Origin of the sequence: Sinorhizobium medicae (assembly GCF_007827695.1) — a bacterium.
GTDB lineage: Bacteria > Pseudomonadota > Alphaproteobacteria > Rhizobiales > Rhizobiaceae > Sinorhizobium > Sinorhizobium medicae.
In genome coordinates this window covers 162,990-177,140 of the sequence record NZ_VITA01000006.1, presented here as the reverse complement: position 1 = coordinate 177,140, position 14,151 = coordinate 162,990, and the positions used below count along the sequence as shown (strand labels likewise).

At 62.4% G+C, this 14,151-nt stretch carries 21 protein-coding genes; 10 read left to right on the top strand and 11 right to left on the bottom strand.

Annotation, left to right across the window (positions count from 1 at the left end):
* Nucleotides 1-26: 26 nt before the first annotated feature.
* The 3 genes from FB009_RS12560 to FB009_RS12550 form a co-directional block, all read right to left on the bottom strand.
* Nucleotides 27-1,082, bottom strand: a complete 1,056-nt coding sequence (locus tag FB009_RS12560) for a dipeptidase (RefSeq protein ID WP_024310732.1) — start codon at nt 1,080-1,082, stop codon at nt 27-29.
* Between the two features lie 194 nt (nt 1,083-1,276).
* Nucleotides 1,277-1,618: a DMT family transporter gene (locus tag FB009_RS12555; protein WP_012066551.1), complete on the bottom strand. Its 342-nt coding sequence runs from the start codon at nt 1,616-1,618 to the stop codon at nt 1,277-1,279.
* Between the two features lie 43 nt (nt 1,619-1,661).
* A complete protein-coding gene (locus tag FB009_RS12550) occupies nt 1,662-2,222 on the bottom strand; it encodes a TetR/AcrR family transcriptional regulator (RefSeq protein WP_012066552.1) in 561 nt (186 codons plus the stop codon).
* A gap of 138 nt (nt 2,223-2,360) precedes the next feature.
* Between FB009_RS12550 and FB009_RS12545 the strand changes: the two genes are divergently transcribed.
* Complete coding sequence (locus tag FB009_RS12545; protein ID WP_012066553.1) at nt 2,361-2,753, top strand: group II truncated hemoglobin; 393 nt, start codon at nt 2,361-2,363, stop codon at nt 2,751-2,753.
* Between the two features lie 5 nt (nt 2,754-2,758).
* Nucleotides 2,759-3,127: a DUF423 domain-containing protein gene (locus FB009_RS12540; RefSeq protein WP_012066554.1), complete on the top strand. Its 369-nt coding sequence runs from the start codon at nt 2,759-2,761 to the stop codon at nt 3,125-3,127.
* A gap of 91 nt (nt 3,128-3,218) precedes the next feature.
* Here FB009_RS12540 and FB009_RS12535 read toward each other — a convergent pair whose 3' ends face one another.
* The 5 genes from FB009_RS12535 to FB009_RS12515 form a co-directional block, all read right to left on the bottom strand.
* Nucleotides 3,219-3,533, bottom strand: a complete 315-nt coding sequence (locus FB009_RS12535) for an antibiotic biosynthesis monooxygenase family protein (protein WP_012066555.1) — start codon at nt 3,531-3,533, stop codon at nt 3,219-3,221.
* A gap of 4 nt (nt 3,534-3,537) precedes the next feature.
* Nucleotides 3,538-3,828 carry a hypothetical protein gene (locus FB009_RS12530; protein ID WP_012066556.1) on the bottom strand — a complete coding sequence of 97 codons (291 nt, stop codon included), beginning with the start codon at nt 3,826-3,828 and terminating at the stop codon, nt 3,538-3,540.
* Nucleotides 3,829-3,887: 59 nt separating this feature from the next.
* Complete coding sequence (locus tag FB009_RS12525) at nt 3,888-4,313, bottom strand: DUF2325 domain-containing protein (RefSeq protein WP_012066557.1); 426 nt, start codon at nt 4,311-4,313, stop codon at nt 3,888-3,890.
* 323 nt (nt 4,314-4,636) lie between these two features.
* The gene (locus tag FB009_RS12520) at nt 4,637-5,563 is read right to left on the bottom strand and encodes an energy transducer TonB family protein (protein ID WP_012066558.1); all 927 of its coding nucleotides are present in this window, start codon (nt 5,561-5,563) and stop codon (nt 4,637-4,639) included.
* A gap of 53 nt (nt 5,564-5,616) precedes the next feature.
* Nucleotides 5,617-6,051, bottom strand: a complete 435-nt coding sequence (locus FB009_RS12515) for a hypothetical protein (protein WP_012066559.1) — start codon at nt 6,049-6,051, stop codon at nt 5,617-5,619.
* A 192-nt stretch (nt 6,052-6,243) separates the two neighbouring features.
* On the opposite strand from FB009_RS12515, the gene hemP reads away from it, so the two are divergent.
* From hemP to FB009_RS12480, 7 genes are all read left to right on the top strand, one after another.
* Nucleotides 6,244-6,426 (top strand): hemin uptake protein HemP, encoded by a 183-nt coding sequence (gene hemP / locus FB009_RS33910; RefSeq protein ID WP_024310730.1) that lies wholly within the window; start codon nt 6,244-6,246, stop codon nt 6,424-6,426.
* 10 nt (nt 6,427-6,436) lie between these two features.
* Nucleotides 6,437-7,498 carry a hemin-degrading factor gene (locus tag FB009_RS12505; protein WP_024324128.1) on the top strand — a complete coding sequence of 354 codons (1,062 nt, stop codon included), beginning with the start codon at nt 6,437-6,439 and terminating at the stop codon, nt 7,496-7,498.
* Between the two features lie 136 nt (nt 7,499-7,634).
* Nucleotides 7,635-8,585, top strand: coding sequence for a heme/hemin ABC transporter substrate-binding protein (locus FB009_RS12500; RefSeq protein ID WP_012066562.1), 951 nt, complete (start codon nt 7,635-7,637; stop codon nt 8,583-8,585).
* A gap of 4 nt (nt 8,586-8,589) precedes the next feature.
* Entirely contained in the window at nt 8,590-9,705 is a 1,116-nt protein-coding gene (locus FB009_RS12495; RefSeq protein WP_012066563.1) for a FecCD family ABC transporter permease, read from the top strand.
* Between the two features lie 8 nt (nt 9,706-9,713).
* Nucleotides 9,714-10,502 carry a heme ABC transporter ATP-binding protein gene (locus tag FB009_RS12490; protein ID WP_012066564.1) on the top strand — a complete coding sequence of 263 codons (789 nt, stop codon included), beginning with the start codon at nt 9,714-9,716 and terminating at the stop codon, nt 10,500-10,502.
* Nucleotides 10,503-10,698: 196 nt separating this feature from the next.
* A complete protein-coding gene (locus FB009_RS12485; protein ID WP_012066565.1) occupies nt 10,699-11,061 on the top strand; it encodes a DUF883 family protein in 363 nt (120 codons plus the stop codon).
* Nucleotides 11,062-11,103: 42 nt separating this feature from the next.
* Nucleotides 11,104-11,535, top strand: coding sequence for a hypothetical protein (locus FB009_RS12480; RefSeq protein ID WP_012066566.1), 432 nt, complete (start codon nt 11,104-11,106; stop codon nt 11,533-11,535).
* Between the two features lie 84 nt (nt 11,536-11,619).
* On the opposite strand, the gene FB009_RS12475 is transcribed toward FB009_RS12480, so the two are convergent.
* Nucleotides 11,620-13,122 carry a sensor histidine kinase gene (locus FB009_RS12475; RefSeq protein WP_012066567.1) on the bottom strand — a complete coding sequence of 501 codons (1,503 nt, stop codon included), beginning with the start codon at nt 13,120-13,122 and terminating at the stop codon, nt 11,620-11,622.
* A 75-nt stretch (nt 13,123-13,197) separates the two neighbouring features.
* Here FB009_RS12475 and FB009_RS32700 point away from each other — a divergent pair, with 75 nt between their 5' ends.
* Nucleotides 13,198-13,338 (top strand): hypothetical protein, encoded by a 141-nt coding sequence (locus FB009_RS32700; protein ID WP_018012978.1) that lies wholly within the window; start codon nt 13,198-13,200, stop codon nt 13,336-13,338.
* Nucleotides 13,339-13,367: 29 nt separating this feature from the next.
* On the opposite strand, the gene FB009_RS12470 is transcribed toward FB009_RS32700, so the two are convergent.
* Together FB009_RS12470 and rsiA1 are read right to left on the bottom strand one after the other, a co-directional pair.
* Nucleotides 13,368-13,922 carry an RNA polymerase sigma factor gene (locus FB009_RS12470; protein WP_012066568.1) on the bottom strand — a complete coding sequence of 185 codons (555 nt, stop codon included), beginning with the start codon at nt 13,920-13,922 and terminating at the stop codon, nt 13,368-13,370.
* 7 nt (nt 13,923-13,929) lie between these two features.
* Nucleotides 13,930-14,097 (bottom strand): anti-sigma factor RsiA1, encoded by a 168-nt coding sequence (gene rsiA1, locus FB009_RS12465; protein WP_162142223.1) that lies wholly within the window; start codon nt 14,095-14,097, stop codon nt 13,930-13,932.
* Nucleotides 14,098-14,151 lie beyond the last annotated feature (54 nt).

Sequence of the window (14,151 nt, the reverse complement as noted above, 5' to 3'; positions counted from 1 at the left end):
CCTTCTCGGGCTCTTCTTCATGATGATCAGGCGGGCTCGTGCCAGGCCTGTCCCAGAACTCTCAACCAGTTCTCCCGGCATATTTTCGCCAGTTCGGCGTCACCATATCCGGCGTCCATCAGCGCGGCAACGAGCTTCTGATTTCCCGCGGCGTCGGCAATTTCCTCCGGGATGGTCGCGCCGTCGAAGTCCGATCCAAGTGCCACGCAATCGACGCCAAGGCGCTCGACGAGATAGTCGACATGGCGCACCATGTCGGAAAGCAGGGTCGACGCGTTTTCCTGCCCGTCCGGGCGCAGCATCGTCGTCGCGTAATTGAGGCCGACGAGCCCGCGGCTCTCTCTGATCGCATCGAGCTGCCTGTCGGTCAAATTGCGCGCGACGGGCGTCAGCGCATGAGCATTGGAGTGGCTGGCGACCAGCGGTTGGTCGGTCGTCTTGGCGACGTCCCAGAAGCCTTGCTCCGTGATGTGAGCCAGATCGATCAGAATGCCGAGCCGATTGCAGGCGCGCACGAGCTCGAAGCCGGCTTCTGTCAGGCCTGGACCCGTGTCAGGCGACATCGGATAGGCGAAGGGAACGCCGTGACCGAACACGTTGTGACGGCTCCAAACGGGACCCAGTGAACGAAGCCCCGCGGCGTGGAACGTCTCGAGCGCGGCAAGATCGGGTCCGATCGCCTCGCAGCCCTCCATGTGCAGGACGGCAGCGAACACCTCGACCGCCATCGCCGCACGTATCTCGCCAACGGAACGACAAAGCCGCCAGGCGCCGGCACGGTCGAGCTTGATTGCAATATCGGCAAGTTCCATGGCGGTTGCGAGCGATGGCAGGTGGTCGAGCGGCGCCGCCATAGGCGTCGCGTAATGGCCATTCTCATCCGGTGTCTTGAGTACGAGATCGCCGGATGGAACGTAAATCGCACAAAGTCCGCCTGAAAGCCCTCCCGCCTTGGCGCGCCCTGCATCGATGTGGCCCTTGTCCGTGCCCTCCAGAAACTCCACGACCGGATCGGCACCGCCGCGCGCATGCTGCCAGAGGCGCAAAAGTACATCGTTGTGGCCGTCGAAAACCGCCTGCATTCCCAAGTTTTCCTTCGTATATCAAGGGGATCGGAATGGATGTCGCCTCGTCCCGTCCGGACGAGAGGAAGCGCGATGCTATTGAAGCGCGCCGCGCATTTCAATGAATATCCGGGAACATCCGTGGACAGGCTGTAGTGAAAAATTGCAGGGAGACTTCCGCCGCGCGCAGAAATGCGGAGGGCGCGAGGCGTTCAATGGAACGTCGACTTGGAGAAGAGGTTGAGCACCAGCACCCCGGCAATGATGAGCGCCAGTCCGAGCACCGCCGGCAGATCGAGCTTCTGGCCGAAGACGACGTAGCCCGCAATCGAAATCAGCACGATTCCGAGGCCGCTCCAGAGCGCATAGGCGATCCCGACGGGGATGTAGCGGAGCGCATAGGACAGGAAGAAGAAGGCGACGGCATAGCAGAACACCATGAGCAAGGTGGGCGTCAGCCGCGTGAAGTGTTGCGCCGCCTGCATGGCCGAGGTGCCGAGGACTTCGAAGACGATTGCGATCACCAGAACGGTGTAGAGCGTAGCGGGGTTCACGGGAACGTCTCCGATTGAGATTGCAGATGGAAAGCTTCGCCCTTCACTCCAGCGAAAGCGCGTTGAGCCTCTGAAGCAGTATCGCCCGCGTCGGACGATCGATGTCATGGCTGCCCATCAGATCCGCCAGCCAGATCCCATCGGCGGCGAAACGGGCGAGCAGGCAATTGGCCGAACCGTCCGTGGCGGCGAATTCCGCCGTACGGCGCGCCACCCATTCGCGCCAGCGAGCTTTCAAATGCGGTTCAGCAAGGAGCGCGATGGTCAGCACCTGCCAGCCTTGCGCCTCGGCCTCCGCATCGAGTGCGAAACAGACGCCGAGATAGGCGCGCGTGAAGCGTCCTTTTTCGATTTCGTCCCTCGCCATCGCCTCATCGATTGCATTATCGAAGCGCGCAACGAGATCATCGAAGAGCCCGTCGAGCAGGGCCGACTTGTTCGGGAAATGGTGCAACAGCCCACCCTTGCTGACACCGGCTGCGTGCGACACGGCATCGAGGGTCAAGGCGGCGATTCCCTGCTCGAGTGACAGCCGAGCTGCGACCTCCAGCAATTGCCGGCGGACGCGCTGCGGTTGCTTCTTCCTGGAATGGGCGTTTGTCATGCTTCATAAACATACCGTCTGGACGGTTTGTCAAACAATTTCGTCAGAGCCGCGCCGAAAAGCCGCAAGCGAGAGAATGGCACGCCATTGCCCGCCCCTGTCGCGCGCTGTACCAGATCTCGATCGAGGAATATGACCATGACGGAACCGAAAACGACGACGCTATATGAGGCGATCGGTGGCGACCCCATCGTCCGCGCGCTGACGCAGCGCTTCTACGCGTTGATGGACAGTCTGCCGGAGGCGGCGCGCTGCCGCGCCATCCATCCGCCGGATCTGACCGGCAGTGAGGAAAAGTTCTACGAATATCTGACCGGCTGGCTCGGCGGGCCGCCGATCTATGTGCAAAAGCGAGGCCATCCGATGCTGCGCCGCCGGCACTTCATCGCCGGGATCGGGCCCGCCGAGCGCGATGAGTGGCTTCTCTGCTTTACCCGTGCGCTCGAGGAAACTGTCCTCGACCCCGACCTCAGGGGGATCATCCTCGAGCCTATCACCCGCCTCGCCGATCACATGCAGAACAAGGAATAGCCTTGATGTCGAACAGAGGACTGCGCTCGACCATGCTTTTCGTCGCCGGCCTCATGGGCCTGTTCGGAGTCGCGAGTGCCGCCGCGGCTTCGCATGGCACGGATCCGCGGCTTCTCGGCGGTGCGTCGGCCATGTGCCTGGCGCACGCGCCGGCGCTCCTCGCGCTTTATGCCGGATGGGCGCATTTCCGTACGGCCGCCATCGCCACCTTGCTTCTGGCTGCGGGCACGGCACTCTTCGCGGCGGATCTCACCATGCGCCATTTCTCGGGCAACGGCCTCTTCCCAATGTCGGCGCCGATCGGGGGCGTGACGATGATGGCCGGCTGGCTTGTTGTCGCGCTTGGGGCATTCCTGCCGCGAAAGAGCGATTGAAGTGGTCCGCTAATCACATCGCATTTTGCTTCTTAGGGCAGAGAGCACGCCGTTTCTCGGTGACTCCGCCTGGTGAGACTGGATGCGTAGATCAGGCGCCCTCGACGACTGTATAGCCTTCAAATTTCGGCGGGCCGAGATACATCGCCTTGTTGTCTCCCGCGTTTCGATGCGCTGCCCGGAAATTGTCCGATTTTGTCCAGGCGACAAAAGCATCCTTTGTCTTCCAGACCGATTTGGAGATAAAAGGCGTGTAGCCTTCGTCCGGTACGCTGTCGCCGCGCAGCAGATGAAATTCGATGAAGTCGGGCATCTCCGAGAGAGACGAGTCGCGCGCCTTCCAGACCGCCTCGAAGGCCTCCTCCTGACCGGCTGCGACATGGAAGCGGTTCATGGCGAAATACATGTCGTTAGCTTTCCTGTACCTTCACTTCGGAGCCTGCCGTTTCCGGGTCCGGCTGGGCGATCGATCGCGGAAACGGCAGGATAGCTCCCTCGCCGGACGACGCAAGGCCGAGCGGATCCCTCGCCGGCGGACGCGCCTGCCAGGCGGGAAACTCGGTCACGTTCGCGTTTTCCTCCAGCATGCGCGCCCTGTTTGTCAGAAGCTCGTACAGTTCGGGAACCAGGCCGTCGCCGAATTGGGAGGCAAGCTTATGGAGGCCTATCATGGTCATCTGATCGGGACCTTCGTCATACATCCGCAATACTCCTTGCGAGGGCCCGGCGGAAAAGACGCCTGCCACCGCTCATCAAAGGATCAGTTCTCGTTGCCGTTGCCTGTCAGGTCCTGAAGCGCCCGCTCGAGGCTCGACTTCGAGCCGTTGCGCAAGGGCACGAAGGCCTTGCCCCACTTCTTGCAGCCCGTCTTCACGCGAAGGCACGCATCATGGCTGATACAGTCGATAGGGCAGAACACGCAGTCGACCGAGGGCAGCACACGATCGATGCGCGATACCGCCTCTCGTAAACCGCCGTCGTGGTGGATGAGTTCCGCACCGTAGGAACTGGCGATCTGGCGCAGATGCGCCACCTGGCAGTCGCGGCCGCCCACATAGAGAAAGCTGCGGCCCTCGAGCGTCACCTTGCCCGCATCCTGGCCGGCATTCGCTTGCGGCGCGTTCGCCGCACCCCTTGCTTTGCCCTTGCCGCCCTTGCCTGCATTCTGGTGCCGCTTGCCGCGCATCCGTCGTCTCCGTCTCGCTCCGCGAACGTCGGCCTCGCCGACAATCGCCAATCAGAATTGACACACACCGAACGGTTGCGTGACGGCTGCAACCTATTAAACTTGATAGAAGTAGTAAAGTATAAACATGAGTGATTTCATCATATTTTTGACGCCACAATGATCGACGCCTGTCGACAAACCAGCATACGCCGCGAGGCGCGTGCGGACTGGCCTCAGGGTTCCAGGCGAAGGTACCGGCACCCTCGCATCGCGATCTCAAATCATTCAAGGCCGCCTTATCGCTTGCGCCAGTTGGCACAGGCGGACCTTACAGCGGCAATTCACCGAGTGAATGCCACCGGAATGTTGAACTCCCATCTGTCGCGGCCCGCACCGGCTGGGATGGCTGGGAATGGTGCAGCTCGACGTACTGTTTCCAACGCCGCCTGATCGAGGACGGGCGAACCAGCGCTCTTCGTGATCCCGACACTTGCCACCCCACCACCGGAAGTTACAGTAAAACTGACATGAGCGACGCCGCGCAGTCCCTGTCGCTTGGCGGCCGAGGGATAGCGTATGGCGCGGGTGAGCTTCCTTCGTACCTTGCCGGGATAATTCGACACGGCGGCATTGCCGATTTCCTGCGACCCACCCCGTTTTTCTCCGCTGGCAGCCGCCGCCCTGGCATTTTCTACACCATCGCTTTTGCCCTTGTTCTGCGTTTTCGCCTGCTTGCCGCCATCTCCCGCCTTTTTTCGCGCGACCTTCTTTTTCTTTACCGGCTCCTTCTTTGGTTCCGGCTTCTCGACCTCCGGCTGTACGACTTTTGGCAGTTCGGGTTTCTCTTCCGGAATGACGGTCTCGACCGGAGCCACGCTGGCGATCACCGCAGCGTCATCGGCCTTGGTCACCGGTACTTCTTCGGCTGGAAGGATCACGTCCGCTTCCGTCGGCGTCATCTCGGACGGCTGTGCCGAGACAGCTTCGGTCGGCGCAGGCTCCACGGCTTCGACCACCTCTTCCGTCGCCTCGGCCTCGGTCGGCGTAAGTTCCTCGGGCGTCTCTTCAGTCGGCTCCACCACGTCGGAGGGATCACCTGCCTGAACCGTGTCTTCGAAGGCATTCCCGAGCAGCGACACTTCGACGGACGAACCGCCCGCGACGAGCACTTCCTCCTTCTCGTTCTCGGGCGCAAGGAACATCGCCCCGCCGGCATGCGCCAGCAGGGAAAGGCCGATCGCGGCTGCCCATTTCACCATGTGCTTCATTTGACTTGCCTTCCGCCGGCGCTTTCCGGGACGCGGACGTCAGCCTTTCGAGCTCAGCCCTTGAGTTCGACGTCCGATTTCGATCCGGTCTTCAAGCCCGTCATGCAGGCGCCCTTGTCGACGCCTTCGCCGATGCAGGCCGGAGCATCGTTGATCAGCAGGCTCTGTACCGCATCACACTTCGTTCCCGCCAGATCGAACTGCCTGACTTTCGTCTTGCCGGCGGGAAGGTCCCTGAAGTCGAGGACAGCCATGCGCTCGACCAAACCCTTTTTATCGAAGAGGACGAATTCAAACGACACTTTCGAAAGCGACCGGGTAAGCGCATTACCGGCGACGAAGGTCAGCTTGCACCCCTTTTCCGATGGCGCGATTTCGTTGAGCTCAATCGAAAGGCCTGCGGGCGGGGCAGCATTCTGCGCTCCCGCTGCCCCTGCCGCGAAGAGAGCCGCAAAGGCCGCAAAAGCGAAACGGGAAAAGTAATTCATCGTAACACCACTCGCTGTCCGCGCGCCGGCCGGCCCGGGAGGCGCAACCGCGCGATTCCTAACTTGACCGCAACAATCCGGTATTGCGTCCATAAAGAAATATGAGTAATGAAGTCAAGATACTAAATGAATAAAGGCAGGCTCAATGGACGCGGCGGCAGCCTCGTCTGCGGCTTGCGAACCGGCAGAACCGTGATACCGAACGACACCGACAGCGAACGATCCCCGCAGGCGGCGGCACCCGTCGACCGCACCCAACGGATCGTCGAGAGCCGCGACCTTTTCCGTGGCCAGAGCGAGATTCTTATTTCCCACGACGGAGCGATCTACCGGATGAAGATCACCCGCCAGGGCAAGCTGATTCTGAACAAATAGCGAGATGACGATGACTGAGAGCATGCGCCCCACCCCTGCTGAAATCCGTGCCTATCGCGCTGAAAACCCCAAGCTTCGCGAGCGCGACATTGCTGCGCAGCTCGGCATTTCGGAGGCAGCGCTGGTCGCTGCCGAATGCGGTCTCACCGCCATCCGAATCGAATCCAGCGCCAACCGCTTCCTTGAACGCGCCGAAGAACTGGGCGAGGTCCTTGCGCTGACCCGCAATGAAAGCGCCGTCCACGAAAAGGTCGGACTCTACGAGAACGTAAAGCAGGGGCACGCCGCGACGCTGGTACTTGGGTCCGAAATCGACCTGCGCGTCTTCCCTGGCGCCTGGGAACACGGCTTCGCCGTTACAAAAACCGATGCCAAGGGGGAGGTTCGCCGCAGCCTGCAGTTTTTCGACAAATGGGGCAACGCGGTGCACAAGGTCCACTTGCGCCCTGCATCGCATCTCGCGGCCTACGAGAAGCTTGTTGAAGACCTTCGCCTTGACGACCAATCGCAAGACTTCATTGCCGATCCAGGCGCGCCTGCAAACGACGACGTGACCGATGACTCGGTCGATACGGCAGAGCTGCGCGATCGCTGGTCGAAGCTCACCGACACGCATCAGTTCCCGGGCATGTTGAGAAAGCTCAAGGTCGGTCGGCGCCGGGCGCTGCATTCGATCGGCGACGACTTCGCCTGGCGCCTCGACACCGCCAGCGTCGAAACGATGATGCGCAGTGCCGCAGAAACGGCGCTGCCGATCATGTGCTTCGTAGGCAATCGCGGGGTCATCCAGATCCACTCCGGTCCGGTCGTGAAGATCGGGACGATGGGGCCGTGGCTGAACGTCATGGACGAAACCTTCCATCTGCATCTGCGCACCGACCACATCACCGAACTGTGGGCCGTGCGCAAGCCGACGGCGGACGGACATGTGACATCCGTCGAGGGGCTCGACGCCAAGGGCGAGATGATCATTCAGTTCTTCGGAAAGCGGAAGGAAGGGTCCTCGGAAAGGGCCGAATGGCGCAGCCTGGCCGAGGGACTGCCGCGTCTGAAGACCGTCGTCGCGGCCTGATGGCTCCGCCCGTCGGTGGGCGGCTTCCCCATGACGATAGGTCCGCAATCGCGAGCGTGATTGGTTACAACGAGATAGGGCGGGATGCGGGCGGAAACCGCATGCTTTTCATCCCGCTCCGGATCCAAAGGAAGTGATGATGAACGGCTCCTCTATCCGCCGACTTCGGCGTTGGGAAATGGCATTGGCGGCTTTCGCGCTGTCGGCTCCCTTCGTGCTGCCCTCGCTGGCGCCCGGGGCCCCGCCGTTCCTGCGCCCGGCCATGGCCGAAGTGCTCGAAAAGCCGGATGCCTCCCGCGTCGTCTCGGTGGGCGGGGCTATCACCGAAATCATCTACGCGCTCGGCGAGGAGAACCGCCTCGTCGGCCGCGATTCCACCAGCACCTATCCGCCAGCCGCAACGAAACTGCCGGATGTCGGCTACATGCGGCAACTGGCTCCCGAGGGCATCCTCTCCGTCAACCCGACGGCGATCGTCGCGGTCGAGGGCAGCGGTCCGCCGGAAGCGCTGGCCGTGCTGAAAGAAGCGAACATTCCCTTCACCAGCGTCCCCGAGACATATGACAGCGACGGTATCGTCAATAAGATCCGCGCGGTCGGAGCCTTCCTCGGCGTGCGGGAAAAGGCCGAGACGCTTGCAGCATCCGTAGAGAAGGATCTTGCCGTCGCCATGTCGGAAAGCGCTGCTCGTCCGGCAGGCGAGCGAAAACGCGTCCTCTTCATTTTGAGCACGCAAGGAGGCAAGATTCTCGCTTCCGGTACGGGCACCGCCGCCGCGGGCATCATTGAGCTTGCCGGCGCGGTAAACGCCGCAGGCACCTTCCCCGGCTACAAGGCGCTGACCGAAGAAGCGGTCATCGAGGCCAAGCCCGACGTGATCCTGATGATGAACCGAGGCGGAAGCCACGCCGCCGGGTCCGACGATCTCTTCGGCCTTCCGGCGCTCAGCCTGACGCCAGCGGCGAAGAACAAGGCCCTGATCCGCATGGACGGACTGCATCTGCTCGGTTTCGGCCCTCGCACGGCAGGCGCGATCCGCGAATTGAATGCCGCGATCTACGGAAAGAAGACCAATGTCTCCCAGTAAGGCCATGGGCAACGGGGTCATGGAAAGTCCGATGCGCAAGCCCGCTTTCGCAGCTCGCGTCGTCCGCGACTGGCGCAGCGGGGACCGGGCAGGCCTGGCGCGCTGCCTGATCGTCGTCCTGACTCTGCTTGCGGTGGCGACGTTCATGACCTCCATCACCACCGGCGCAGCGGACGCCTCGCTTGCCAATATCCTTCGATGGCTCACCGGCGAGGCCGATCAGGCGATGAGCGCACGCGACCGCATCATCATCCTCGATATCCGCCTGCCCCGCGCCGTGCTCGGGATGCTCGTCGGCGCATCGCTCGCAGTGTCGGGCGTGGTAATGCAGGGCCTCTTCCGCAATCCGCTGGCCGATCCCGGCCTCGTCGGCGTCTCCTCCGGCGCAAGCCTCGGCGCGGTGCTGCTGATCGTGCTCGGCGACGTCGCCTTCGGCCCGCTGTTCGCGGTTCTGGGCTTCTATGCCCTCCCCTTCGGCGCCTTTCTGGGCGGGCTTGCCACGACGCTGCTGCTTTACCGGATCGCGACCCGCGGCGGCCAGACATCGGTCGCAACGATGCTGCTTGCCGGCATCGCCCTCGGTGCGCTTGCCGGCGCGGTCACCGGGGTGCTCGTCTTCATCGCCGACGACAAACAATTGCGCGATCTCACCTTCTGGGGTCTTGGATCGCTGGCGGGCGCCAATTGGACCAAGATCGCCGCCGCCGGACCGATCATCCTCGTGTCGCTGGCAGTCGTCCCGTTCCTGGCACGCGGCCTAAACGCCATCACCCTCGGCGAAGCCGCGGCGTACCACATGGGCATCCCGGTGCAGCGCCTGAAAAACATCGCCGTCTTCAGCGTCGCCGGAGCGACCGGCGCCTCGGTTGCGGTCAGCGGCGGCATCGGCTTCGTCGGCATCGTCGTTCCGCATCTCCTGCGGCTGGTGATCGGCCCGGATCATCGCTACCTGCTGCCGGCATCCGCCCTCCTTGGAGGCACGTTGCTGATCTTCGCCGACATGCTCGCCCGCACCATCGTGTCGCCGGCGGAACTGCCGATCGGCATCATCACCGCCTTCGTCGGAGCGCCGTTCTTCCTATGGGTCCTGCTGCGGGGCCGATCGAATATAGGACTTTGACTGCAGCCATGATCAGAGCATTCGACATTTCCGTCCGCCTTGCGGGAAGGCAGGTCCTCCACGGCATCTCCTTCGACGCCGCTCCCGGAGCCATGACGGCGATCGTCGGCCCGAACGGGTCGGGAAAGACCACAACTTTGAAGGCGATCTCGGGCGAGCTCACGCCTTCGGCCGGGAAGGTCACCATCAACGGTCGTGACCTCGCAGGACTCAAACCATGGGAGCTTGCGCTGCAACGCGGCGTTCTGCCGCAATCGATGGTCATCTCCTTCCCGTTCACCGTCCGCGAAATCGTACGCCTCGGCCTGATGGCGAATAGCGGCGAAGCCTCCGCCCACGACAGGATTGCCGACGAGGCGCTCGAGGCGGTCGATCTTGCAGGGTTTTCCGGGCGCTTCTATCAGGAGCTATCGGGCGGAGAACAACAGCGGGTCCAGCTCGCACGCGTCCTCTGCCAGATATCGGCCCCCGTTGCCGGCGGCGAGCCGCGCTATCTCCTGCTCGATGAGCCGGTATCGAGCCTCGACATCCGCCACCAGCTCACGATCATGCGGCTGGCACGCCAGTTCTGCGCCGAAGGCGGTGGTGTCATTGCAGTGATGCACGACCTTAACCTTACATCGATGTTTGCCGATCAGATCATAATGATGAAAGCCGGCCGCATCCGGGCGCGCGGAGCGCCGAAAGATGTTCTGACCGACGAGACCATGGAAGCGGTGTTCGGCTGCCGAATGCGCGTGAGTGTCGCCCCGGCACACGACATCCCCTTCGTGCTGCCGCAGTCCGCCGCGATCTGAGATCCTGCCCGGCAAGGGCCTCGACCCGGCAACGTCAGGATTTAGCGAAACAAATTCCTCCCTCATGCGTTGATCCCGATGCCGGCGCATATACCGCCCCGGCCGGCGGGTCGGGAGCGTGCCTCCGTCAGCCGACTCGCATGACCCATCACCTGCCGGCCGTCTCGCGCCGGCGCACCAGCGAGGGAGAAGACAGATGGCGACAGGCATGTTCTCAGGTTCGGGCAGCCGCAAGCGCAACGGAAGCGCGATCGATCCATCCGTGGAGGAACAACTCAACGAAATTCGCGAAGACATCGCGCAGCTCATGGCCGTGCTTGCCGATCGCGGGGCGGCAGCTTCGCGTGACGCAAAAGCCAAAGCGCGTGGCGCCCGTGACCAGGCCGAAACCGATCTGCAGGGCCTGTTGGAAAGCGGCGAGCAGATGCTCTCCGACTTGCGCGGCCGCTATGCGGATACGGAAAGGGAGGTCCGTCGGACGATACGCGAGCATCCTCTTGCGACTCTCGGTACCGCAGCCGTTATCGGCCTCATCGCAGCCGCCTTGCTGCGCCGATAAGGCCAGGCACTGCGCTGACCGGGTATGAAGGGGAGTTATTTTATGGGGACACTCGGGACCGTCCTGTCGGCGCTGCTTGCGTTCGACGCTGCCGCGGCGGCTTCGCGCTATAAGCGCAACGTCATCCTGTGGGCCATCATCGCCGTGCTTCTCGGCACCGCCTATGTCTTCGCACTGATCGCCATTGCCCTGTTACTCTCCGAACACTATTCGCCGGTCGCCGCCGCGCTGATGGTCACCGCCGCCCTGGTGGTGACCGCTCTGGCCGTCATCGGCGTGATGGCGGGGCTTAACGCCCGCGACCGGCGCCTTGCCGACGAGCGCCGGCGGCGTTCGGCAATGCGAACGAATCTCGCCCTCGTTGCCGTGACAAGCATTCTGCGCAAACAGCCCCTGCTGGGCGCTGCAACGGGCATTGCCGTGGCTGCGCTTTTCGGACTCAGCCGAGGGCGTAAACGCGGCGATGACGGATAGTTCGGAGCTGCCAGCATGCACCTTTGCCCTGCTTGCGGAGAGAAGGTTCCGGCAGCCGGATAACCGCAATTCAACCGAACTCGATCAAAGCGGCAGCCGGATCAACGCGGTGACTCCCGCCGGCAGATATTCTACCTTGACCGAGCTGCCGATGATCTTGTCGAGGCTGCGTTCGATCAGGATAGATCCGAAACCGCGGCGGCGCGGCTCGCGAATCGGGGGGCCGCCCACTTCAGTCCAGGTCAGATGCAACACGGATTCTCCGTCCTCGATTAAGCGGCGGGCCGTCAGCACGATTTTTCCCGTCGGCAGCGAGAGAGCGCCGTATTTTACGGCATTGGTCGCCAGTTCGTGCAGAACCAGCCCGAGCCCCACGGCCTGGTCCGGACCAAGCAGGATCTCATCCTTGTGCAATTCGATCTGTTGGGAGTAATCGCTGACATAGGGCAGCAACTGTTTCGAAATCAGTTCGGACAGGTGGATCGTGCCCCATTCGTAATCGGAAAGGAGCCCATGCGCCTCGGAGATCGCCTGAAGCCTGCCGGCGAAGGCGGTCATGAATTCGGCCGGGTCGCTCGTCTGGCGAAGCGTCTGGCGGGCGAGTGACTGGAGCATTGCCAGCGTGTTCTTGACCCGGTGGTTCAGTTCCTTCAGCAGCAGCCGCGTGCGGTTCACCGACGCCTGCTGCTCCGAAACATCGATCGTCATGCCGAGAAAGCTCAAGGGTGCACCCTTGCTGTCGCGGTCGTGCACACGGCCGCGGCCAAGCAGCCACCTTCCATTGGTGCCGATGCGAAACATGCCGTCATATTCCTCATTGGCAGCCATCGCCTGGCGAAGTTTCGAGAAGGTCGGCATGCGATCGTCGGGATGGATGGCGGAAAATATGGCCTTGGCGCCAACGGTGCGTTCTGGCGGAAGGCCGAACATGCGCATCATTGCGCCGTTGCCCGAAACCGTGCCGGCCCGAATGTCCCAGAGCCAGCTGCCGACATTGGCCGCATCGAGCGCCATGGCAAGCCGCTGCTCTTCGCGGGAAAGCGCGGCCTCCTTGAGCGCACGCCGGCGTGTTTCGTCCTTCAGTTTGAACAGCGAGGCGGCGACGCCTGCGATGCGCTGCAGCTCGCCTTGCTGCTTGACGGATATCTCGAAACGGGGAGCGACGTCGACGACCGCGACTGTTCCTATCGCCTGCCCGTCCAGAATGATCGGGGCGCCCGCATAGAAGCGCACGGAGGGCGGGCCGGCGACCGCCCGACGCTGTCTGAACGCCGGGTGGCGAGAGGCATCGAGCACGACAAAGGCGCCGTCGCCTTCTGCGATCGTATGGACGCAGAACGACTCACGAACGTGCAGCCGCGTTTCCGCCGTGCCGACGGAAGCCTTGAACCACTGCCATTCGTGGTCCACGAGGGTGATGAGGGCGACCGGCGCATCGAAAAGGCTGGCCGCAAGCCCCGCAAGCCCGTCGAAATCCCCGTCTGGGATCGACATGTCCGGCACCGCGGCCTGAAGAACGCCGAGCCGTTCCGGCGCATCGAGCACCTGCGCTACGGCTGGGAGCATCGCCTCTGTCTTTTCATGCATCCGGCCTGAACTCCAACTCGCACAGGCACCCAAATTGAGCTCCGCCGTGTGCTTTCGTCGATCGGAGCCGGTCCAATGATGAAAACATACAGCAAATTGGAGCAATATGGCGACTACGCTCAGCAGTTCGCGCGCGGCGCCGGCGAAATCTCCGATTTATTATTCGAACTACCGCCTGCGGCGCCAGGTATGATCCGGCACCCCTTTACCGCATGACAGCCGCTTTATGGGCCAGGCGGGCCCAATCAGGAAACGAAGGCGCGCGAAGTAATGGGTGCTGAAGTCTCGTCCGGCCCATAATCGTTTTCTCCTCTGACCTGGAGAATTTCCTGCAGCCGCTGGCGCGCCCGGTTGACGCGGCTCTTGATCGTTCCAAGAGCACAGCCGCAGATCGTGGCCGCCTCCTCATAGGAAAAGCCCGAGGCCCCTACAAGAATGATCGCTTCGCGCTGGTCAGGCGGCAACTGGTCGAGCGCGCGGCGGAAATCCTGCAGATCGAGCGAGCCGTACTGCTCCGGGTGATGGGCAAGCGTTTCCGTCAAATGACCGTCGCTGTCCTGCACCTCACGCCCACGCTTGCGCATCTGGCTGTAAAGCTCGTTGCGCAGGATCGTGAATAGCCACGCCTTCATATTGGTGCCGATCTGAAAATGGTCCTGCTTCGCCCAGGCCTTCATAATCGTGTCCTGCACGAGGTCATCGGCGCGGTCGTGCCGTCCGATCAGCGACATTGCGAAGGCGCGCAGGCTCGGCAGCGCGGCAAGCATCTCACGCTTGAACTCTTGATTTTCGGATGACATCCGGCGCTTACTCCTTGCCCTGCAGAGTCGATCGCTGTTCCGCGGCTTCCAGCTTTTCCAGTAGATCGAGAAAGCGTGCCGGTATCGCTTCCTCCTGCACTGACTGAAAGAGGGCCTTCAGCTTAACAGCAATCTGCGCATTTGGATCGTCAGAGGACGGATTTTTACCGATCATCCGCCCTGCCCCTGTCGTATATCTCATTGTTGCAATGTCGCCCTTGAAAGTTCG

Coding starts and splice junctions, on each gene's coding strand:
- FB009_RS12560 (WP_024310732.1), bottom strand. CDS start 1,082: ATGCAGGCGGTTTTCGACGGCCACAACGATGTACTTTTGCGCCTCTGG.
- FB009_RS12550 (WP_012066552.1), bottom strand. CDS start 2,222: ATGACAAACGCCCATTCCAGGAAGAAGCAACCGCAGCGCGTCCGCCGG.
- FB009_RS12545 (WP_012066553.1), top strand. CDS start 2,361: ATGACGGAACCGAAAACGACGACGCTATATGAGGCGATCGGTGGCGAC.
- FB009_RS12540 (WP_012066554.1), top strand. CDS start 2,759: ATGTCGAACAGAGGACTGCGCTCGACCATGCTTTTCGTCGCCGGCCTC.
- FB009_RS12535 (WP_012066555.1), bottom strand. CDS start 3,533: ATGTATTTCGCCATGAACCGCTTCCATGTCGCAGCCGGTCAGGAGGAG.
- FB009_RS12530 (WP_012066556.1), bottom strand. CDS start 3,828: ATGTATGACGAAGGTCCCGATCAGATGACCATGATAGGCCTCCATAAG.
- FB009_RS12525 (WP_012066557.1), bottom strand. CDS start 4,313: ATGCGCGGCAAGCGGCACCAGAATGCAGGCAAGGGCGGCAAGGGCAAA.
- FB009_RS12520 (WP_012066558.1), bottom strand. CDS start 5,563: ATGAAGCACATGGTGAAATGGGCAGCCGCGATCGGCCTTTCCCTGCTG.
- FB009_RS12515 (WP_012066559.1), bottom strand. CDS start 6,051: ATGAATTACTTTTCCCGTTTCGCTTTTGCGGCCTTTGCGGCTCTCTTC.
- FB009_RS12505 (WP_024324128.1), top strand. CDS start 6,437: ATGACTGAGAGCATGCGCCCCACCCCTGCTGAAATCCGTGCCTATCGC.
- FB009_RS12500 (WP_012066562.1), top strand. CDS start 7,635: ATGATGAACGGCTCCTCTATCCGCCGACTTCGGCGTTGGGAAATGGCA.
- FB009_RS12495 (WP_012066563.1), top strand. CDS start 8,590: ATGGGCAACGGGGTCATGGAAAGTCCGATGCGCAAGCCCGCTTTCGCA.
- FB009_RS12490 (WP_012066564.1), top strand. CDS start 9,714: ATGATCAGAGCATTCGACATTTCCGTCCGCCTTGCGGGAAGGCAGGTC.
- FB009_RS12485 (WP_012066565.1), top strand. CDS start 10,699: ATGGCGACAGGCATGTTCTCAGGTTCGGGCAGCCGCAAGCGCAACGGA.
- FB009_RS12480 (WP_012066566.1), top strand. CDS start 11,104: ATGGGGACACTCGGGACCGTCCTGTCGGCGCTGCTTGCGTTCGACGCT.
- FB009_RS12475 (WP_012066567.1), bottom strand. CDS start 13,122: ATGCATGAAAAGACAGAGGCGATGCTCCCAGCCGTAGCGCAGGTGCTC.
- FB009_RS32700 (WP_018012978.1), top strand. CDS start 13,198: ATGATGAAAACATACAGCAAATTGGAGCAATATGGCGACTACGCTCAG.
- FB009_RS12470 (WP_012066568.1), bottom strand. CDS start 13,922: ATGTCATCCGAAAATCAAGAGTTCAAGCGTGAGATGCTTGCCGCGCTG.
- rsiA1 (WP_162142223.1), bottom strand. CDS start 14,097: ATGATCGGTAAAAATCCGTCCTCTGACGATCCAAATGCGCAGATTGCT.